This is a genomic window from Bradyrhizobium sp. STM 3562 (assembly GCF_045571435.1).
In the GTDB taxonomy this organism is placed as follows: Bacteria; Pseudomonadota; Alphaproteobacteria; order Rhizobiales; family Xanthobacteraceae; genus Bradyrhizobium.
Genome location: NZ_CP120694.1, coordinates 5,285,878 through 5,306,118, shown reverse-complemented (window position 1 = coordinate 5,306,118; position 20,241 = coordinate 5,285,878). Strand labels below are relative to the sequence as shown.

Sequence of the window (20,241 nt, the reverse complement as noted above, 5' to 3'; positions counted from 1 at the left end):
TGACGCAATTATGACAGCCGGCCGGAACCGCGATTTCGGCGGGGCGTTGAGCTTCAAAGCTTGTTCGGAGGGAACTCGCCTTGGAGTACGCGTTTCGCTTTCTGGTCGGCGGAGCGGTCGTGTCCGCATTCGCCGTGCTCGGCGACATGTTGCGGCCGAAGAGCTTTGCCGGCCTGTTTGGCGCGGCGCCTTCGATCGCGCTCGCGACATTGGCGCTAGCGTTCTGGAAAGAGGGCGCCGGCTATGCCGCGATCGAGGGGCGTTCGATGGCGCTCGGGGCGGTCGCGCTTGCGACCTACAGTTTCGCTGTCTGCCAGCTCCTGATGCGTTGGCGCTGGTCGGCGCTCGCGGCGACGTTGACGTGTGTTGTCGTATGGTTCGGCGTCGCCTTTGCGCTCAAGCTCGCCTTGCTGGGGTAGGCGATGCCCATTCATCTCAAGCCGCAGGGTTTGCAGCAGAGCCGCTGGTACGAGCACGCCGTGCGCTTCGGGCTCGGCGGACTCGCCACGGTGCTGGCCGGTGTCGTCGCGAAAATCGACGGGCCTGTGACCGGCGGCCTGTTTCTCGCCTTTCCGGCCATCTTTTGCGCCAGCGCCACACTGATCGAAAAGCATGAGCGCAAGCGTAAGGAGGAAAAGGGCCTCTCCGGCGGACGGCGAGGGCAGGAGGCGGCCGCACTCGATTCCGCGGGCGCCGGCTGGGGCAGCATCGCGCTTGCTGTCTTCGGCCTCATCGTGTGGCTCTTGGCGCGCCAAGGGGCCGTGCTCACTCTCGCAATAGCTTGTGTCGCTTGGCTCGGCCTCGCCGTCTCGGCGTGGTGGCTGCGGCGCTTGCTGCGCCACACCCGGCGGAGCGGGGCCGCCTCTCGGCTCAGTGTTGCCCGCGACCGCGAGCTGCCGGAGGGCAAGGCGCGCGAGTAAGCCGATCCAGAACCCGATGCGATTTCGAGACCAGGTCGATCTGAACGAAACCGAAGCCCGCCGAAATACTGTCGCTTGCACGAGCCCGACAGGAACCTTCCGTGCAAGCCCCGGTTGTCTCGCGCAGAGCGAATGGAGTGCGCGATGGCTCAGAAAGAGAAAGACCTTAACGAACTATTCCTGGATACGCTGAAGGACATCTACTACGCCGAGAAGCAGATTCTGAGGGCGCTGCCGAAGATGGCCAAGGCCGCCAATTCGGAGGACCTGCAGGCGGCCTTCGAGAAGCACCATGACGAGACCGAACAGCACGTCGAGCGCCTGGAGGAGGTGTTCGAGCTGATCGGGAAACCCGCGCGCGGCAAGAAGTGCGAGGCGATCGACGGCATTATCGACGAAGGCAAGGAGGTGATGGAGGAATATGCCGACACGCCTGCGCTCGATGCAGGCCTGCTCGCCGCCGCCCAGGCGGTCGAGCATTACGAAATCTCGCGCTATGGCACGTTGAAATCCTGGGCGGCCAAGCTCGACCTGAAGGACGCGGTGAAGCTGCTTGATCAGACCCTGTCGGAGGAAAAGAAGACCGACGACACGCTGACCAAGATCGCGGAGAAGGCGGTCAATTACGAGGCGGCCGCTTGACGATGCCGACCACGCCCCCGGCGACTTTCGCCAGGGTGCATATTGCGCGCCGCCGCGACGAATTTTTCACCGCGATCTTGAAACCTTTTGGCCTCGTTCCAATTTTGTTGTGGCCGCCCGCAAGCCGGCTTTGCGGGCAGCCTCTTCTATCCGACTTTGCTCTTGGAGACGTCCCGCGCGGGGTGCGCGGGTTTTAAGTCAACTGGTCAATGATTGGAGGAAAACATGCGGCCGACCACCGCGTCCAATGGCAATGTGTTCGACTTCAACGCGCTGCTGCATCCCGGTACCGAGTTCGACCATCCGCGAGATGTGGTGTCACATCCCACGCTGAGCCTCGCCGAGAAGCGCGCCATCCTGTCGTCGTGGGTCTCCGACGCCTCAGCCATCGCTTCATGCCCGGCGCTGCGCGAGCCAAGCGTGCTCAAGGCGCCGGTGACGGTCGACGAGATCCTGGAAGCGCTGTCCGAACTTGATGACGGTCCGCGCGATCCGGGCGGCGGCAAGCCTCAGCATCCGCCGGGCGGAAAACCCAACCGCCTGCAATCTGTGAGCCGAGCGCTCGCAGCCTGAACGGGAGGAAAAGCATATGTATGAGACAAAATTGCCGCTGCACGTGCTCGACGCCGTCGAGCGTCGCTGGGCGGCCAAGCTGCAACAGGAAGTGTCGGCGTGGAAAGACAGTCGCGTGCGAGGCGGCCCAGTCCGACGCCCTGCTGATAAGAAGCTTGAGCGGGCCAGGTCGCAGCGTTCGCCCGCGGGAGTGACCATCGTGGGGTCGCAATGACCCAAACATCGGGCCAGAAGCGCTGTCCAAAGTGCGGCAAACCAATGGTGCTGGCCCTGGTGCCGGGCGGCAAGGGCGAGCGCATGCCGCAATGCTTGGACTGCGACGGCCCCGATCCGCTCAAATCGGACGAAGCCGAAGGATGGGTCAAAAGCCCCTTGCGGCCGCCGGCCCAGTGATGTCTCGCAAACACGGACTCGTCGGTACAACTTGATCAATGGATGCGCTGACGTGACCCGTCGGGTCGGATCATGCGATAGAGCATGATCCGGAAAAGTGGAAACCAATTTTCCGAAAACATCATGCTCAAACAAAGAGATGAGATCATGATCCGATTCCGTCCAATCGGATCATGATCTAGCGGATCGCCACCGCAAGCGCCGCGATCAGAGCGGGCGGGGTGACGAGCACGCCGATCTGCAGGAAGCGCCAGGCGGTCACGCGGATACGCTCCCGCCGCAGCGCGACCAGCCACAGGATGGTCGCAAGCGATCCGGTGACGGACAGGTTCGGCCCGAGATCGACGCCGATCAGCATGGCGCTAACCACTTTCGACGGAAGATGATCGCTTGCGGCGACCGAGCCGGCCACCAATCCGACCGGAAGATTGTTGGCGACATTAGTGGCCATTGCGGTGACGAGTCCTGTGCCCCACGCGGTCTGCCTTGCGGATATCTCGACCGCGCCATGCAGGAAAGCGTTAAGCTGGCCGATCGCACCGATCCTGGCCAGCGCTTCCACCATGATGAACAGGCCTGCGACCAGCGGCAGGACGCTCCAGGAAATGCCTTTCATCACCGGCCAAGGCGACTGTCGGCTCAACCCGAGCACGGCTGTCGCGGTAAGTACACCGCAGATGAAGGTCGGCAAGCCCAGTTGCACATCGAGCGCGGAGGCCGTCACGAGCACCCCGCCGATTGCGGCAATGCCGATCGCGGTCAATCTGCCGCCGCGCCCGAGCTTGGGTTTGGGCACACTGGTTTCGAGTTTTTGTTCGGCCAAGGCGCGGGCCTGGGTCAGCCGAAGCACGATATACGTGATGACGATCGAGGCGACCGACGGCAGGGCGAATTCGCGCAACCATTCGACAAGATGCGGCATGCGTGCGCCGAACACGACGAGATTGGCGGGATTGGAGATCGGCAGCACGAAGCTCGCCGCATTGGCGATGAAGGCGCAGATGAAGAGATAGGGCAGGGGACTTGCGCCGGCGGCGCGGGTCGCCGCATAGACCGCAGGCGTCAGCACGATGGCGCTGGCGTCGTTGGACAACAGCACCGTCACGAGAATGCCGACCGCATAGACCAGCAGGAACAGCCGCCGCGGTGAACCGCGCGCATGGTCGACGGCAAAGGCCGCGAGGTAATCGAACAATCCCTCGCTGCGTGCGAGTTCGGCGGTCAGCATCATGCCGATTAAGAAGAAATAGACGTCGAGACCCTTGCCGACGCCGCGGAGCGCATCGTTCCACGGCAACAGCCCCAGCAGCACCAGCGCGACCGCGCCCGCAACCGCCCAGATCGCTTCCGGCAGGTGGAAGGGCCTGACGATGACGCCCGCGGTCGCCAGGATGATGATGCTCCAGGCCCAAAGCATGTCATGCGGCGTCATTCTCGCGTCGTCTCCAGCAGGTTGCGGATAATCATTCGGCAGCGATAGCGGATGCAGGCAGCTCTGTCTGCCCCAATCGGCATGTGCCTTCGTCGGACCTCTCGCGCGTTTCCGGCAGCAGCAGCCAGCACACGGCAAAGCCGACCGCCGCCACCGCGCCAAGTGTGAGAAACGCCGCGCTGTAACCGGCCTTGACCGCCACCACGCCTGCAAGCGCGGTGGAGAGCGCGGCCCCGATGCTCTGTGCCGTGATGATCGCGCCTTGCGCGACGTTGAAGCGTCCGGTGTTGCGCGTGATATCCGCCACGATGACGGGGAAAATTGCGCCGAAAATGCCGGCGCCGATACCGTCCAGCAGTTGCACGCCGACGAGCCACGCCCTGTCATCGGATAGCGTGTAAAGCGCCCCGCGTAAAGGGAGGATCAGGAGCGCGGCGAGGAAGAAGCGCTTGTGGCCCCATCTGTCGGCGCGCGCACCCACTAGCATCGCCATCGGCACCATCACGATTTGCGCGGCGACAATGCAGGCCGACATCAGGCTGGTGCCGAGATTCTTGTCCTGGAGCGCCAGCTTCTGTCCAACCAGCGGCAGCATCGCCGCGTTCGAGAGATGGAACAGCGTCACGCAGACGGCGAAGATCAGGAGCGGGCGGCAGGTCAGGAGAATGCTCAATCCCGAAGGCTCTCCCTTTGCGCCGCTGATCTTGCTTCCATGTTCATTCAGGCCCCGTGCGAGATTATGGTCAATCGCACTTTCCGGGATCGCGAGCACGCTGACGAGGCTGGCAAGGGAATTGAAGGCGAGCAGGCAGAAGACCACCTGCGGACCGAACACGTAGGCGGCTCCCCCTGCGAGGGCTGCCGTGGTCGCATTGCCGGCATGATTGAAGCTCTCATTGCGACCGATCCGCGCGGTGAAGGCCTGAGTGCCGACCGCGCCGAGCGACACCGCAGCCAGCGCCGGCGGGAAGACCACGCCGGCCGCATGCGCAATGCCTTGCGAGATCGTGACCGGCCAGAAGCTCGGAAACAACGGCAACAGCAGGCAGGCGCCGGTGACGATCAGGGCCGCGGCGACCATCATCAGACGTTTTGCGCGTGTCGCATCCACCAGCGCGCCGGCCGGCGTCTGCGCGATGATGCCGGCGACGGTTGCGATCGACATCACGAGGCCGATGCGTGCCTCGTCCCATTTCTGCTCGGTCAAGAGATAGATCGCAAGATACGGACCCAGCCCGTCACGCACATCGGCGAGAAAAAAATTGGCGGTGTCGAGGGCGCAGGTCGCACGCCGTTTGGTGTTGGAATCGGCTGCCATGTTGAAACCTCGCGCCCTCGACGTATCAGTGATGATGAGCGCCTGCCTCAGGCGTGCGCCCCGTGATCGTGCTTGTGCTCGTGCTTTTCATCACGTTTGGGGTTGTGCTTCTCATCGTGCTTGGGCTTCGGCCTTTCCGCCTTGATCGGCCAAAGCTCGCTCAAGGCGATGCCGATTTCCTTGGCGTGGATGATGCGGCCATGTTTGGTTTCCGCGCCATCACCGCTGACCGCCACGCTCGCACCCGGCGCGAGAAGCCTCGCGACCTCCTTGGCCTCCTTGGGCCCGATGCGGATAACCGTTCCATCGGCGAGGAGCGCGCCGCGAAGCTCGCCCTTGGGACCGAACAGCGACAGTCGCACCGCGCCTGCCGCCGACATCTTCTTTTTCTCGAGCTTCGGCGCCGGCTCGCGGTCATGATCCGGTCCGCGATCGATGATCTCTGTGGCGTCCGGCGCGGTCACCGCGACGGCCGCGAGCAGGGCTGTGCCGCGCGGCCGCACGCCACGGACACTGACCGCGTCCCCCGGCTTCACATGTGACACGAGTTCGGCCTCCAGATGTGGGGGCATGTGAACGAGCGTGAGCGCCTCGTTCTCGGCGATCATGACGAAGCCGTCGATCTCGCCGTGCGGATTGAGCACGAAGCGTTCAATGGTGCCTTTCACCTCGGGCAGGCAGTTGGGGTCGATCCAGTGCATGACTTTCCTCTTTTCGAAGTGGCGACGACGTCGCCGACACAAGCGGTTCAGCAACCGCTGTGCCAGAGAGAAGGTGCTTGTTTTTTTAAGGGGTTAGCCGCGGGCGAGGGGGCTCAATCGTCGTCTTTCCCGACGGCGGACGTCGGATTTCCTGACGCTTCGCTTCCTGCAAGGCCGTAGCGCTGCATTTTTGTGTAGAGAAGCTGGCGGTTGATGTTGAGGCGTCGCGCCGCTTCGGTGCGATTGCCGCCGCAAGCCTCCAGCGCCTTGCGGATCATTGCTTCCTCGAGTTTGGCCACCGCCGCCGGCAGATCGCTCTCGGGCAACGCCGTCGAAACCGAATGGTTGTCCGCAGCGCTGGTGTCGAGATCATCGGCTTCGATCACGTGCCCCCTGGTCAGCACGCAGGCCCGTTCGATGACGTTGCGGAGCTGCCTGACGTTACCCGGCCAACTCTGGCGCGTGAGCTTGTCGATCGCGGCCGGACTGAGCTGCTTGATCGGCTGTCCGGGCGAGGCGGACAGTGCGAGAAAGTGCTCGGCGAGCGGCATGATGTCGGATGCGCGCTCGCGCAAGGGCGGAATGGCGACGGGAACGACGTTCAGACGGTAATAAAGATCTTCGCGAAACGCTCCCTGCGCCACCAGCCTTGCCAGATCGCGGTGGGTCGCCGCGACGATGCGGGCAGTGGTCCGGACCGGCTTGCCGCCGACCGGGGTGATCATACGCTCCTGGAGCACGCGCAGGATCTTCGCCTGCATCGCGAGCTTCATGTCGCCGATCTCGTCCAGAAACAGCGTGCCATTTTCCGCATCGCGGAACGCGCCCGAGCGGTCGTTGGTCGCGCCGGTGAACGAGCCCTTCACATGGCCGAACAGCTCGCTCTCCAAGAGGTCCTCGGGAATGGCGGCGCAATTGACCGCGATGAACGGGCCGTTCTTGCGCGCGCTATGGACATGCAGCGCGCGCGCTACCAACTCTTTTCCGGTGCCGGTCTCGCCCAGAATGAGAACCGTGGACTGACTGTCGGCGGCAAGTCCGATCTGCTTCTGCACCCGCCGCATGCCTTCGCTGAAGCCGATCAGCGCATCAAGAGTGCCTTTGGCGGCGATCGCCGTCGCGCGCCGTCGCGAAGGCAGGCGCTCCATCAGGTGCTTCAGCTCCTCGCGTCCGATCGGTTTGGTGAGGTGATCGAATGCACCGAGCCGCATCGCCTCGATCGTGTTCTCCGCACTGGCAAAGGCGGTCAACACCACGACGGCAGGCGGAGCCTCGCGCGATCGGATCCGCCTGAGCACCTCGATGCCGTCCATGACCGGCATGTTGACGTCGAGCAGCACGGCATGCACTTCGTCGGTGAGCACGGCCAGACCCTCGCGGCCCGAGGAGGCCGTTTGCACGGAGTGGCCGAGATCGCTCAGCGTCTCGGAGAGCCCCTCGCGCAAGGCTGCATCGTCATCGATGATCAGGACGTTCGCCATGGCACCTCGATCTCGAAACTTGCGCCGGATGCTGTCGGCGCAAGCCGTGCTTCTCCGCGGTGAGCGCCCGCGATTTCCCGCACGATCGCCAGTCCAAGGCCAGTCCCATCGGCGCGCGCGGTCGCAAACGGTTCGAACAGGCGCTCGCGGATGTCTTCGCTGACGCCCGGGCCGGTGTCGGCGACCCGCAACAACAGTTTATCGCCGCAGTGAAGCGCGTCGATAATGATGCGATCACCGGATTGGGTGTTCTGGATCGCGTTGAGGATCAAGTTATCGAGGGCCCGCTGCATCTGGAAGGGATCGAAGCGAGGTAGCGGATTGTCGGCATCCAAAGTTCCGGCCTGCAAGGTGACGCCCTTTGCCGCCGCGAGCTCCTGATGGGGTTCGATCGTGCCTTGGACGAAGGCGGCGAGCTCGATGTCTTGCGGCTTCAGATCGCCTGCCTGGGTCATTTGCAGGAGATTGCGCAGCAATGCATCGAGCCGCGCGACCTGGGCAAGGATCGCTTGCAGCGCTGTGGTCTTGCGGCGGTCGTCCGATGAGGCGAGTGCGTTTTCGGCCTTGAGCCGCATTGCGGCGATGGGATTTCGAATTTCATGGGCAAGTCCAGCGGACAACCGCCCGACCGCGGCCAGCCGTTCAGCCGTGGCGGCACGCCGGCGCTCCCGCGCAAGCCGTTCGCCGGTCTCATTCAGCGCGTCGACCAGACGGTCGAGCTCCTGCTCATGCGTGTGGGGAAGCTTGGGCAGATCGACCGCGCCGCTGGCGCCCTTGCCAAGCGCCGCCTCCAATAGCGCGATCTTCCGTGACCAGGACAGCAGCACGCGCGCGAGCCAGGCGGCTGAACCGAAAATGGTCAGTGCGAGGACGATCAGGCCGGCGAGCAACTGCGTGTAGGCCGGCCCCTGCGCCGAGAACACGCGCGTCATCGTCCAGGCGGTGGTGCCCTGCAGCGGTCCGCGCAGCGGGCAGGCATGCACGAGGAGAGTTTGCGAGCGCGACGGCTGTCGTAGCCCGGCCGGCTGCCCGGAGCGCAGCGCTTCGGCGTTGATGCCGCCAATCGTGTTCAGCTCCGCCGCGGGAAGGTCGGTCTTCGGGCCGGTGCCTTCATAGGACGGAAAGGCATAAGCGAGTGAGCCTGCGTCCGCCTGCCAGATGCCGCCTTCGACTCCAATGGCGGTCGAGAGAGCCGCCTGGACCAGGGCCGTGAGCTGTTGCTTGAGCCGGTCATCGATCGTCGGGCCGATCCGATCCGAAGCGGAGGATTGATATCGGTCGGCGATGTCGCGGCAAGCGCGCGCCACCAGTTCCTCCGCGCGCGCGACGCGCGCATTTGCGGTCTGCTGAAAGGACTCGACGAGAAGGTAAGCCGTCGCCGCGCCGGAGATGACCAGCATGATCCACAGAGCCAGCAATCGGGAGCGAAGGGAGGGCATTGCTGCTCTTGCGCCTCAGACGTCCGTGTTCTGTTCCAGGGCAAGCGGTCTCAACGCGCGGCCGCTATCTTGCCTGCCACGGCCTTGCGCAGGATGCGAGACAGCGCTTCGACGGAGTAGGGTTTTTGAATCAACTCGAATCCGCGATGGGCGTTCTCGGCCAGAACGTTACTGTAACCGCTGGTCAGCACGACCGGCAATCCCGGATAACGATCGCGGATGGCGCCGGCGAGTTCGACGCCGTTCATCCCGGGCATGATGACGTCGGAGAACACGAGATCGACGGTGAACTCGTCTTCGGCAAGGATCCTCAGTGCCGTGGCCGCATTATCAGCGCGGTGGACCGTATAGCCGAGATCCTCCAGGAGCTCGGTGGAGAAGCGCCCCACCTCGTCATTATCCTCGACGACCAGCACGCGATAGCCGCGGCCGCTGGTTGCGGGCTCGTTGCCGAGGCTGGCGGTCTGCGCGGCGTCGGCTGGCGCCTCCGCCTGCGGCAGATAGATGGTGAAGGTTGTGCCTTGGCCCAGTGTGCTGGCAACCGCGATGTCCCCGTCGGACTGCTTGGCAAACCCGAAGGCCTGGCTGAGGCCGAGCCCGGTGCCCTTGCCGACTTCCTTGGTGGTGAAGAACGGCTCGAAGATCGCGGTGAGATGGTCCGGCGCAATTCCGGTACCAGTATCCTCAACAGAAATGGCGATGAAGTCGCCGTGACGCTGGGCCTGGCCGCGCAGGGCGGGGATCAGCCCGACCGTCTTGACCGCGATCTTCAGGCGGCCTTCGCCATCCATGGCGTCGCGGGCGTTGACGGCGAGATTGATCAATGCCGTCTCGAACTGGGCGATATCGGCGACAGCGAAGGTTTTGACATCGGCGATGTCCGTCGTGATCTGAATGCGGCTGCCGACCAGCGGGCGAATGAGCTGAGCGACATTTTCGACCTCGGTGCCGACGTCGAAGAGCTGCGGCTTGAGCGGTTGGCGCCGGGCGAAGGCGAGCAACTGGGTGGTGAGCTTGGAAGCGCGCTCCACCGTCTCGGAAATCGCGTCGACATAGCGGCGGCGCCGTTCTTCCGGCAGATCGCGCCGGCGCAGGAAATCCGTGGCGGAGCGGATGATGGTGAGAAGGTTGTTGAAATCGTGGGCGACGCCGCCGGTCAATTGGCCGATCGCCTCCATCTTTTGCGCCTGGCGCAGCACCTCTTCGCCCTGGCGGCGCTCGGTGGTGTCGACCGCTTCGGGCACGGCACCGGTGACGGCGCCATGCTGATCGAACACCGGCCGCATGGTGAAATCGAAATGGCGCTCGCCGATTGGCAGGCGCAGCGCCATCTCGGCGCGGATGTCTTCGCCCTGCATCACCCTGGCGAAGGCATCGCGGATTGTTTCAGGCGCGCCTTCCGTCGCGGTGAACCAGGGTGTTTCCCAGAATGGCTTGCCGATCACGTCGGCGGTTGTGGCGCGAATGCCGGCAAGCGCGGTCCTGTTCGCGTAGAGTACAATGCCTTCAGGGCTCAGCAGGCCCTGATATTGATGGCTGCTCTCGAGGATGGCCCGCATCCTGGCTTCGTTGGCTTCGAGCTGCGCGGTGCGCTCCTTGATGCGCTGCTCCAGCGTCTCGTTCAGCCGCCGCAGCTCGATCTCGGCCTGCTTGGCGGCCGTAACGTCATGCGCAACGCCGATGAAGCCGACATGCTTGCCGGTCGGATCCCAGCGCGGCTGCGATTCCGAACGCAGCCAGCGCCATTCGCCGTCGGCACGCCTGTAACGCGCCTCCAGGACGAACGGCTTGAGCGAGGATTCGCCGGCGACCTGTTCTTTCAGGATGCGCGGCAGATCGTCCGGATGCAGGGCCTTGCGCCAGTCATATTTGATCGCCTCCTCATAAGGCAGGCCGAGAAAGTCGACATAGGCCTGATTGGCGAAGGAGCGCGTCCTGTCGAGCCTGGTGACCCAGATCGGCACCGGCGCGCTGTTGGCGATGAGGCGGAAGCGTTCCTCGCTCTCGCGCAAGGTCGCCTGCGCGAGCATGCGGTCGGTGATGTCGATATGGGCGCCGACGAGGCGGATCGCACGCCTTTCGGCATCGCGCTCGATCTTGGCGACCACGCGAATCCATCTGACCTGGCCGTCGTTCGGCCGCACGATGCGGTATTCCGCTGTGTAGTCCTCAGCCGTGCCGGCGATGGTCTCCAGAAAATGCCTTTCCGCCGCTGCGCGATCGTCAGGGTGGATGCGCTTGACCCAGTCTTGATGCGTCTCATTGGCCGCTTCCGGCGGCAGGCCATGGATCACGAGGTATTCGGGCGATCGGTAATTGCGAAAGCCCTCGCGCAGGTCGATTTCCAATCCGCCGACGCGCGCGATGCGCTGAATGCGCGCCAATTCAGCCTCGCGCTCCTGCAGCGCGCGATGGGCTCTGTCGCGCTCGCGGGCAATTTCCTGCAAGTGCAGCCGCAACTTTTCGGCGGCGGCGGCTTCGGGCAGGATACCGTTCGAGCTGTCCGGATTGCTCATACACATCCCCCAGCGGGGCAATAGTCCCACAATTGCGGGCGCAGTTCTATCCGTCATGCTTCGGGGGTGGAACCGTAACCGGTCCAGAACCGCAGCAGCCGCTCGGCCAGCGCACCAATGGCAAGCCCCGCCAGCACATCACTCAGCCAGTGCGCGAGCAGCACCACCCGCGTCAGCACCAGGCCGGCGCCGACACCCCATACCAGGTTACGCTGGCGCGGCGGCAGCTCGGTCGCGGCGGAGGCAAGCGCGCCGACATGAATGGCATGGCCGGATGGAAACGCGTCGAACGGTTTGCCGGAAAACGGGATGCCGTGAAGATGGCCGCGGATCGTACGCCGGTCGGGCCGCTCCTGATCGAACACGCTCTTTAGAACATGCGGAAGCAGCGTCACCACGGCGGTTGTTAACAGCAGATGATTGCTGGTGACCCGCGCGCGCTCGCCGCAGCCTCGCGCGTACAGCCAAAAGCCTGCGGCGAGCGCGATCAGCACATGCTCGTCGGCGCCCCAGGACAGTGCCTCGGCAGCCTTCTCGTAAGCGGGGTTGGCGTGGCGCGAAATCGCCTTGGCGATTTTCTCGTCAGTCCGCGTCGGCTTCACCCGGTAAAGCGCCATCGGTGCAAATCCATCAAAATGAGATGCGCCAAAGATAAGCCCCGCCGTCGCTCTGCCTGGGAGCGCCATCGGCGGGGCCTTCTTCTCGCGTTGGGGAAACGCACATGAGAAAACGCAGCGCTCCGCGAATCGTTCCGCCGCAACGGAACCATGTCGGCCCGATCCGCGTCTTTGCGGGGGGGGCGCGCTGCGAATTATTCACCTGTCGGATCGGTCCCGTGAAGCTGTTCGTCTGTCAGGCCTGCGGCAACGTCCTTTATTTCGAGAACCGCACTTGCACCCGTTGCGGTCACGGCTTGGCATTTCTGCCGGAGAAGGCGTCGATGTCCGCGATCGAGCCTGAAGACGAAACCTTCCGGACGCTGGCGGATGGGGGCAGAGGCCGCGTGTTCTGCGCCAACGCCGCTTTCGACGCGTGCAACTGGCTGACCGATGCCGGCGAGCGCTATTGTCGCGCCTGCCGTCACAACGGTACGGTGCCCGATCTCTCGGACCCTGTGCGGCTCGCGTGCTGGCGTGAGCTCGAGGCGGCAAAGCACCGGCTGTTCTATTCGCTGCTCCGCTGGAATCTGCCGGTGAGGACACGCGCCGAAGACCCCGAGCACGGGCTGATCTTCAACTTCCTCGCCGATGATCCCGCGCGTGGACAGCGCATCATGACGGGCCATGACAACGGGCTGATCACGATCGCGCTGACCGAGGCGGACGAACTCGAACGCGAGAGGCGCCGGCTCGAGATGGGCGAGCCCTACCGCACGCTGCTCGGCCATTTCCGGCATGAGGTCGGCCATTATTTCTGGGATGTGCTGGTGCGCGATGGCGGCCGGCTCAACGCCTGCCGCACAATGTTCGGCGACGACTCCATGGATTACGGGCACGCGCTGCAGCGCCACTACGCCGAAGGGCCGCCGCAGGACTGGCGGGAAAATTTCGTCTCCGCCTACGCAGCCATGCACCCCTGGGAGGATTTTGCCGAGACCTGGGCGCACTATCTGCACATCGTCGACACGCTGGAGATGGCGGCGGCCTTTGGGATCGAGGTGAGACCTTCCGCCGACCGGATTGGCGGACTGTCGGCGCAGATCGCCTTTGATCCCTATGGCGCGGAAAGTCTTGATGCGATCGTTGCGGCGTGGCTGCCCTTTACTTTTGCCATGAACAGCATCAACCGCGCGATGGGCACGCGGGATCTCTATCCGTTCGTGCTGACACCCGCAGTGATCGAAAAGCTGCGCTTCATCCACCGCTTGGTGCAGGATGTCGCCAAGCCGCGAGGGAGGTAATCCGAGGCGCCGCTGTTCCCTGTTGACACAAGAGAACAAAAGGAGAACATGAAGCTTGTGGCGGTCAAATGGCGATCAAGGGGAATGGCTTCGATGTCATCAGCTCAAAGCGGCAGGGGATGGAGGACGACGAACTGGAGAGCACGGTGGATGAGGCCATTGCCGCCTGCGATGGAGACATGCGTGCGACCATTCGCGCGCTTATCGTTGCCAATAATTTTCTTGAATGCGAGGTCAGCGAGCTGATGAAGGCGGTTTCGCACGCCTATGTGCGCGGGCGCTTTCACAGCTATTCCGGCTGATCCCGCCTGCATCCCGTCAACAAGCGGCGCTTGAACGCGCCGACGCAGCGGGTCATCATCCCGCCGAATCCAACTGAGCGGGCCTGCTGCACGCTACATTGAAGGGATCATCCAGTGGCCGTCACAACGTCTTCCGCTGAAACGCCTGCCGGCGAAGCTCGTCCGAGCGTCCAGCTTGCTACCACGCAGACGATCGAGCTGTCGCGGACCACGATGCGCCGCGAGCACGATCTGCTCGGCGAACGCGACGTTCCGTCGGACGCCTATTGGGGCGTCCACACCTTGCGAGCGGTCGAAAATTTTCCAATCACCGGTGTGCCGGTGGGGCACTTCCCGAATTTCGTGCGCGCGCTGGTCTATGTGAAGCAGGCGGCCGCGCGCGCCAATCGGCGGCTCGGCCACCTTTCCGAGGAGAAGGCCGACGCCATCGACCGGGCCTGCAGCATCATCGCCGATGGCAGGTATCACGACCAATTCGTGGTCGATGCCGTGCAGGGCGGCGCCGGCACCTCGACGAACATGAATACCAACGAGGTCGTCGCCAACGTCGCGCTGGAATGCATGGGGCGTGCGAAGGGGGACTATGCGGCGCTGCATCCCAATGACGACGTCAACATGTCGCAATCGACCAATGACTCCTATCCAACAGCCCTGCGCCTCGCGGTGATCTTTGCCGCCGAACCTTTGATCGCGGCGTTGGACGAATTGGCCTATGCCTTCAAGGCCAAGGCGGTGGAATTCGGAGACGTGCTCAAGATCGGCCGCACGCAGCTCCAGGATGCGGTGCCGATGACGCTCGGTCAGGAATTCGATGCGTATTTCGTGACCATCAAGGAAGACGAGTCACGGATCAGGGAAGCGGCGGCGTTGTTCCGCGAGGTCAATCTCGGCGCGACCGCGATCGGCACCGGCATCAACACCGATCCGCGCTACGCGGCGCTCGCGATCGAGGAGCTTGCGCGCATCTCAAAACAACCGCTGGTGCCGGCATCGAACCTGATCGAGGCGACATCGGACATGGGTGCATTCGTTTTGTTCTCGGGCGTGCTTAAGCGGGTCGCGGTCAAGCTTTCCAAGATCTGCAACGATCTGCGGCTGCTCTCCAGCGGCCCGCGCGCCGGCCTTGCGGAGATTCGCTTACCCGCCGTGCAGGCGGGATCGTCGATCATGCCCGGCAAGGTCAATCCCGTTATCCCCGAGGTCGTCAACCAGGTTGCTTTCATGGTGGTCGGGCACGACATGACCGTGACGATGTGCGCCGAGGGCGGCCAGCTCCAGCTCAACGCTTTCGAGCCGACCATCGGTTATTGCCTTTTGTCGTCGCTCCGCCATCTCACCGCGGCGATCACCACGTTGACGACGCGCTGCGTCAACGGGATCGAGGCCGACCGCGAGCGCTGCCGCGCGCTGGTCGAGGATTCGATCGGGCTCGTCACAGCGCTCGGTCCGACGCTCGGCTATGAGATATCTTCGCGCGTCGCCAAACGCGCGCTGAGCGAGAAGCGGAAAATCGCCGACATCGTGCTGGAGGAGGGGCTCTTGACCCGCCAGCAGCTCGATGAGCTCTTGAAGCTGGAGGCCATGACCGCGCCCTCGCGCGTGCGAAGCGGACGCACGGGGTAGAGCACCCGGGCAAAATCCACCCAGACCTGCGCATTTGCGGCAGATCAGCCGTTGCCTCGGCCCCGTTTTGCTGTAGACGGAATGTGACGTCCGCCCCGCCTGCAAGGCTCGCGGGAGGAGCCCGCCTAAGGTCCTGAAAACAAAAGATGTTCAAGAAAATCCTGATCGCAAATCGCGGCGAGATCGCCTGCCGGATCATCAAGACCGCCCGCCGTATGGGTATTCAGACAGTGGCCGTCTATTCCGACGCCGACCGCGACGCGCTGCATGTCGAGATGGCCGATGAGGCCGTGTTGATCGGCCCGCCGCAGGCCGCTGAGAGCTATCTGGTGATCGACAAGATCATTGAGGCCTGCCGCAAGACGGGCGCGGAGGCCGTCCATCCGGGCTACGGATTTCTGTCCGAGCGTGAGGCCTTTCCGCGCGCGCTCGCGAAGGCGGGCATCGTCTTCATCGGTCCCAATCCGGATGCGATCGCCGCGATGGGCGACAAGATCGAATCCAAGAAAGCGGCGGCAAAAGCGAAAGTCTCGACCGTCCCCGGCTATCTTGGCGTCATCGAGGATGACAAGCACGCGGTCCGGATCGCCGATGAGATCGGCTATCCCGTGATGATCAAGGCCTCCGCCGGCGGTGGCGGCAAGGGCATGCGCATTGCGCATTCAAAGTCCGAAGTCGCCGAAGGATTTAGTCTCGCGCGCGCCGAGGCCAAATCCTCCTTCGGCGACGATCGCGTGTTCGTCGAGAAATTCATCGTCGATCCCCGTCACATCGAGATCCAGGTGTTAGGGGACAAGCACGGCAACGTCATCTATCTCGGCGAGCGCGAATGTTCGATCCAGCGCCGCAATCAGAAGGTGATCGAGGAGGCGCCGTCGCCGCTTCTGGACGAGAGCACACGGCGCAAGATGGGCGAGCAGGCGGTCGCGCTGGCGAAAGCCGTGAAGTATGATTCTGCAGGAACCGTCGAGTTCGTCGCGGGCCAGGACAAGAGTTTCTACTTCCTGGAAATGAACACGCGCCTGCAGGTCGAACATCCCGTAACCGAACTGGTCACCGGCATCGATCTCGTCGAGCAGATGATCCGCGTCGCGGCGGGCGAAAAACTGCAGCTCACGCAAAAGGACGTCACGCTCACGGGCTGGGCGGTGGAATCTCGCGTCTATGCCGAGGATCCCTTTCGCAATTTCCTGCCCTCGGTCGGCCGCCTCGTCAAATACCAGCCGCCGCCGGAGAGCAGCGCCAACGGCATCACCGTGCGCAACGATACCGGCGTGCAGGAGGGCGGGGAGATCTCGATCTATTACGATCCGATGATCGCGAAACTCGTCACCCACGGGCCATCGCGCGCGGCCGCCGTCGAAGCGCAATCGACCGCGCTGGATGCGTTCTATGTCGACGGCATCCGGCACAATATTCCGTTCCTCTCGGCTTTGATGAACCATCCGCGCTGGCGTGAAGGCAAGCTCTCCACCGGCTTCATCGCGGAGGAGTTTCCGCGAGGCTTTTCGCCGCAGCGCCCCGAAGGCGAGATCGCGCGCCGGATCGCCGCAGTCGGCGCCGCCATCGACCACGTGCTCGGCGAGCGCAAGCGGCAAATCTCTGGTCAGATGCAGGGACGCCTGGTGCGCCGCGAGCGCCGGCGCGCGGTGTGGCTCGATCATGATGAGGTTCTGCTCGACATCGTGCGCGAGGATGGCGGGATCGCGGTGCGATTCATCGCCGACGGCGAGCTGGGCAGTCCGCATCATCTGGTCTCGCCCTGGAAGCCGGGCGAGCCCGTCTGGGAAGGCACCATTGATGGTCTCTTGATCGCGGTGCAGGTGCGCCCGATTCCCAACGGCGTGCGGCTTGCCCATCAGGGTGTCGAAGTTCCCGTCTACGTCTTCACCGAGGCGGAAGCCGCCTCCGCCCGGCTGATGCCGGTCGTTACCGCAGCCGATACCGGCAAGAAGCTATTGTGTCCAATGCCGGGGCTCGTGGTTTCGATCGCAGTCACCGAAGGGCAGGAGGTCAAGGCCGGCGAGACGCTTGCAGTGGTCGAGGCGATGAAGATGCAGAACGTGTTGCGCGCGGAGCAGGACGGTACGGTGAAGAAGATCTATGCATCTCCGGGCGCCACGCTGGCCGTGGATGCGTTGATCCTCGAGTTTGCGTGACGTCATTGCGAGCGCAGCGAAGCAATCCAAGGCCGCACGTGAGACTCTGGATTGCCTCGTCGCTTCGCTCATCGCAATGACGGTCCTCGAAACGTCACGTTTGGAAGAGATCTTCATGACCTTTCGTCAGCGCAGAGAGAAATTGCGGTCGGTGCTTGCGGGATCATCCTGCATCCGTCCGGGCTCGGTCTATGACGCGATCTCGATCCGCATTGCGGAGGATCTCGGATTCGAGGTCGGCATGTTTGGCGGCTCGGTTGCCTCGCTCGCGGTGCTCGGCGACCCCGACATCGCACTGATCACGCTGACCGAGCTTGCCGAACAGATGCGGCGGATGTCGCGTGCAGCTCAGTTGCCGGTCCTGGTCGATGCCGACCACGGCTACGGCAATGCGCTCAATGTCCGCCGTACCGTGCAGGAATTGGAGGCGGCCGGTGCGGGTGGCCTCACCATCGAGGACACGCTGCTGCCGCAGCCGTTCGGCGACGCGAAGACGCGGCTGATTTCACTGGAAGAGGGCGTAGGCAAGATGAAGGCCGCGCTCGACGGCCGCGGCGATCCCTCGATCGTCATCATCGGCCGCACGGGTGCCGCAGCGATCACCTCGCTTGAGGATGCGATCGCACGCGCGAAAGCCTATGAGGCGGCCGGTGTCGATGCGCTGTTTTTCACCGGCATCAAGCGCGCTGCGGAGCTCGAAGCGCTCTCCGCCGCAACGCAGCTCCCGATCGTGCTTGGCGGGGTGCCGGACGACATCAACGATCTCGGTTACCTGGCCTCGCTGCGCGTGCGGATCGCGCTGCAGGGCCACGCGCCCATTGCTGCCGCAACGCAGGCCGTCTTCGAGACGCTCAAGGCGCTGCGTGAAGGAACCCCGCCAAAGCAGCTAAAGGGTCTTGCTTCTTCGGATCTCACCAACCAAGTCACGCGCGATGCGGCGACGAAAGCGCGGGCCGCGGATTTTCTCGGGCCCAGGCGATGACCCACGCGATCCTCTTGGTGCGGATTCAGGGCAGGGTTCAGGGCGTCGGCTACCGCGCCTGGGTCGAGTACCAGGCGCAGGCCGCCGGGCTCGAGGGCTGGGTACGCAATCGCCGCGATGGCAGCGTGGAGGCGCTGTTCGCAGGCGCCGCGCCTACGGTCGCCGAGTTGGTGAGGTTGTGCCAGCAGGGGCCACCCTCGGCCTACGTCAGCGCCGTGCTCAACGAGCCTGCCGAGCCCCACCAGCTCAATCTGCGCCGGCCGGGCGAGAGCTTCTCGGTGCTTCCGACCGTTTGATTAATCTAGCGCCGCAGGCCGGCGATCGCGCGGCTGAGTTGGTGGATTTCATAGGGCTTGCGCAGGATCGGAAAATCGCCGCGGACGTCGGCCGCCGCCTCGCTATAGCCGGTGGCCAGCAGGACCGGCAGGTCGGGACGATTCTCCCTCAGGCGGCGCGCAAGCCCAAGGCCATCGAGCTTGCCGGGCATGACGATATCGGAAAACACGAGATCAATGTCCTCGCGCTCGATCTCGCGCAGCGCGGCATCGGCGTCCGCCACCCGAAGAACCCTGTAGCCGAGTTGCTCCAGCAAATGGCGGCTCACGGAAGCGACATCCGGATTGTCTTCCACCAGAAGCACGGTACCGCATCCGCCGAGCTCGATGGCTTCGCCCTGGTCCGGTCCGTGCTCCACATGCTGCCGCGGCAACAGGATGCTCAGCTTGGTGCCCTTGCCGAGCTCGCTTTCCACCCTGACAGTGCCGCCAGCCTGATGCGCGAAGCCATGGACCTGCGACAGACCCAGCCCCGTTCCCTTGCCGACGGGCTTGGTCGTGAAGAAGGGATCGAAGATCTTGCCGAGAATATCGGGCGCGATGCCCTGGCCCGTGTCTTCGACGCCGACCGCGACGAAGTCACCCACATTCGGCCCTTCGTTGATCGTCTCGTTGTGCGCAAAGATCGTGATCGTGCCGCCCACGGGCATGGCGTCGCGCGCATTGATCACGAGGTTGACCAGCGCGGTCTCGAACTCGGCGATGTCAACCGTCACCGGCCAGATATCCGGCGTCATGTCGAAGACGAGGCGCACGGCGCTGCCGACGCCGGTGTCCAGCACCTCGCGAACGGCCTCGATCCTTTCGGCCAGATTGACAGGTTCGGGGTTGACGCTCTGGCGGCGGGCGAAGGTTAGTAGCTGACCGGTCAACGCCGCGCCGCGCTTGGTCGCGCTCTCGATCGCAGCGACGGCGCGCTGCATTTTGGGATCGTTGCTGGCGCCACGTTTGAGCGCATGCAAGCTGCCGCTGATGATCATCAGGAGATTGTTGAAGTCGTGCGCGACGCCTCCGGTGAGCTGCCCCAGCGCATCGAGCTTCTGCGACTCGGCAAGCTGCTTCTGCATCTGCTCGAGCTTGAGCTGGGCTTCGCGCCGCTCGGTGACGTCGCGGGTGATCTTGGCGTAGCCGATAAGCTCGCCATCCTCGTAGATCGGATCGATGACCACGCTCGCCCAAAAAAAGGTGCCGTCCTTGCGGACGCGCCAGCCTTCGTCCTCGTAGCGGCCCTGCTCACGCGCGATGCGAAGCGCCCGCGCGGGCTTGCCGTTGGCGCGGTCGGTCTCAGTGTAGAAGCGGGAGAAATGCTGGCCGACGATCTCTTCGGGGAAATAGCCCTTGATGCGCTGGCCGCCAATATTCCAACTGGTAATGATCCCGTTCGGATCGAGCATATAGAGTGCGTAATCGGCAACGCCCTCGACGAGAAGACGGAAACTGCGTTCGCTCTCGAACAAGTCCCTCTGTTGCTTGACCTTTTGAACCATCAGGACCCCGCCTTGACGCGGGCAAACGCATGCGCCCG

20 protein-coding genes are annotated in these 20,241 nt (G+C 63.9%); 12 read left to right on the top strand and 8 right to left on the bottom strand.

All coding sequences use genetic code 11. The annotated features are described in order from the left end of the window. Window positions 1-80: 80 nt before the first annotated feature. From P6U23_RS24675 to P6U23_RS24650, 6 genes are all read left to right on the top strand, one after another. Window positions 81-419, top strand: a complete 339-nt coding sequence (locus P6U23_RS24675; protein ID WP_407175144.1) for a hypothetical protein — start codon at window positions 81-83, stop codon at window positions 417-419. Window positions 420-422: 3 nt separating this feature from the next. Continuing rightward, window positions 423-920, top strand: coding sequence for a hypothetical protein (locus P6U23_RS24670; RefSeq protein WP_407175143.1), 498 nt, complete (start codon window positions 423-425; stop codon window positions 918-920). 144 nt (window positions 921-1,064) lie between these two features. Next, window positions 1,065-1,562 carry a ferritin-like domain-containing protein gene (locus P6U23_RS24665; RefSeq protein WP_407175142.1) on the top strand — a complete coding sequence of 166 codons (498 nt, stop codon included), beginning with the start codon at window positions 1,065-1,067 and terminating at the stop codon, window positions 1,560-1,562. A gap of 225 nt (window positions 1,563-1,787) precedes the next feature. Then, complete coding sequence (locus P6U23_RS24660; RefSeq protein ID WP_407175141.1) at window positions 1,788-2,135, top strand: hypothetical protein; 348 nt, start codon at window positions 1,788-1,790, stop codon at window positions 2,133-2,135. A gap of 16 nt (window positions 2,136-2,151) precedes the next feature. Further along, window positions 2,152-2,349, top strand: a complete 198-nt coding sequence (locus P6U23_RS24655) for a hypothetical protein (RefSeq protein WP_407175140.1) — start codon at window positions 2,152-2,154, stop codon at window positions 2,347-2,349. Between the two features lie 44 nt (window positions 2,350-2,393). Further along, window positions 2,394-2,528, top strand: coding sequence for a hypothetical protein (locus tag P6U23_RS24650; protein ID WP_407175139.1), 135 nt, complete (start codon window positions 2,394-2,396; stop codon window positions 2,526-2,528). Between the two features lie 178 nt (window positions 2,529-2,706). Here P6U23_RS24650 and P6U23_RS24645 read toward each other — a convergent pair whose 3' ends face one another. The 7 genes from P6U23_RS24645 to P6U23_RS24615 all read right to left on the bottom strand — a co-directional run bounded on the left by P6U23_RS24645 (window position 2,707) and on the right by P6U23_RS24615 (window position 12,032). Next, window positions 2,707-3,960, bottom strand: coding sequence for an arsenic transporter (locus P6U23_RS24645; RefSeq protein WP_407175138.1), 1,254 nt, complete (start codon window positions 3,958-3,960; stop codon window positions 2,707-2,709). Between the two features lie 31 nt (window positions 3,961-3,991). Further along, entirely contained in the window at window positions 3,992-5,278 is a 1,287-nt protein-coding gene (locus P6U23_RS24640) for an MFS transporter (RefSeq protein WP_407175137.1), read from the bottom strand. A gap of 47 nt (window positions 5,279-5,325) precedes the next feature. Then, complete coding sequence (locus P6U23_RS24635) at window positions 5,326-5,979, bottom strand: hypothetical protein (RefSeq protein WP_407175136.1); 654 nt, start codon at window positions 5,977-5,979, stop codon at window positions 5,326-5,328. 113 nt (window positions 5,980-6,092) lie between these two features. Beyond that, complete coding sequence (locus tag P6U23_RS24630) at window positions 6,093-7,460, bottom strand: sigma-54-dependent transcriptional regulator (protein WP_407175135.1); 1,368 nt, start codon at window positions 7,458-7,460, stop codon at window positions 6,093-6,095. Then, entirely contained in the window at window positions 7,445-8,899 is a 1,455-nt protein-coding gene (locus P6U23_RS24625) for a sensor histidine kinase (RefSeq protein ID WP_407175134.1), read from the bottom strand. The genes P6U23_RS24630 and P6U23_RS24625 overlap by 16 nt, the downstream gene beginning before the upstream one ends. Before the next feature lie 50 nt (window positions 8,900-8,949). Then, complete coding sequence (locus P6U23_RS24620; protein WP_407175133.1) at window positions 8,950-11,415, bottom strand: PAS domain S-box protein; 2,466 nt, start codon at window positions 11,413-11,415, stop codon at window positions 8,950-8,952. 53 nt (window positions 11,416-11,468) lie between these two features. Beyond that, window positions 11,469-12,032, bottom strand: coding sequence for a phosphatase PAP2 family protein (locus P6U23_RS24615; RefSeq protein ID WP_407175132.1), 564 nt, complete (start codon window positions 12,030-12,032; stop codon window positions 11,469-11,471). A 218-nt stretch (window positions 12,033-12,250) separates the two neighbouring features. On the opposite strand from P6U23_RS24615, the gene P6U23_RS24610 reads away from it, so the two are divergent. From P6U23_RS24610 to P6U23_RS24585, 6 genes are all read left to right on the top strand, one after another. After that, the gene (locus P6U23_RS24610; RefSeq protein WP_407175131.1) at window positions 12,251-13,315 is read left to right on the top strand and encodes a putative zinc-binding metallopeptidase; all 1,065 of its coding nucleotides are present in this window, start codon (window positions 12,251-12,253) and stop codon (window positions 13,313-13,315) included. A gap of 119 nt (window positions 13,316-13,434) precedes the next feature. Then, entirely contained in the window at window positions 13,435-13,617 is a 183-nt protein-coding gene (locus P6U23_RS24605; protein ID WP_407181566.1) for a hypothetical protein, read from the top strand. A gap of 114 nt (window positions 13,618-13,731) precedes the next feature. Continuing rightward, window positions 13,732-15,240 (top strand): aspartate ammonia-lyase, encoded by a 1,509-nt coding sequence (locus P6U23_RS24600; RefSeq protein ID WP_407175130.1) that lies wholly within the window; start codon window positions 13,732-13,734, stop codon window positions 15,238-15,240. 146 nt (window positions 15,241-15,386) lie between these two features. After that, window positions 15,387-17,399: an acetyl-CoA carboxylase biotin carboxylase subunit gene (locus P6U23_RS24595; RefSeq protein ID WP_407175129.1), complete on the top strand. Its 2,013-nt coding sequence runs from the start codon at window positions 15,387-15,389 to the stop codon at window positions 17,397-17,399. Between the two features lie 115 nt (window positions 17,400-17,514). Beyond that, window positions 17,515-18,381 (top strand): oxaloacetate decarboxylase, encoded by an 867-nt coding sequence (locus P6U23_RS24590; protein WP_407175128.1) that lies wholly within the window; start codon window positions 17,515-17,517, stop codon window positions 18,379-18,381. Continuing rightward, window positions 18,378-18,677: an acylphosphatase gene (locus P6U23_RS24585; protein WP_024508571.1), complete on the top strand. Its 300-nt coding sequence runs from the start codon at window positions 18,378-18,380 to the stop codon at window positions 18,675-18,677. Before P6U23_RS24590 ends, P6U23_RS24585 begins: the two co-directional genes overlap by 4 nt. Before the next feature lie 5 nt (window positions 18,678-18,682). On the opposite strand, the gene P6U23_RS24580 is transcribed toward P6U23_RS24585, so the two are convergent. Continuing rightward, window positions 18,683-20,203: an ATP-binding protein gene (locus tag P6U23_RS24580; RefSeq protein ID WP_407175127.1), complete on the bottom strand. Its 1,521-nt coding sequence runs from the start codon at window positions 20,201-20,203 to the stop codon at window positions 18,683-18,685. Window positions 20,204-20,241: the final 38 nt, after the last annotated feature.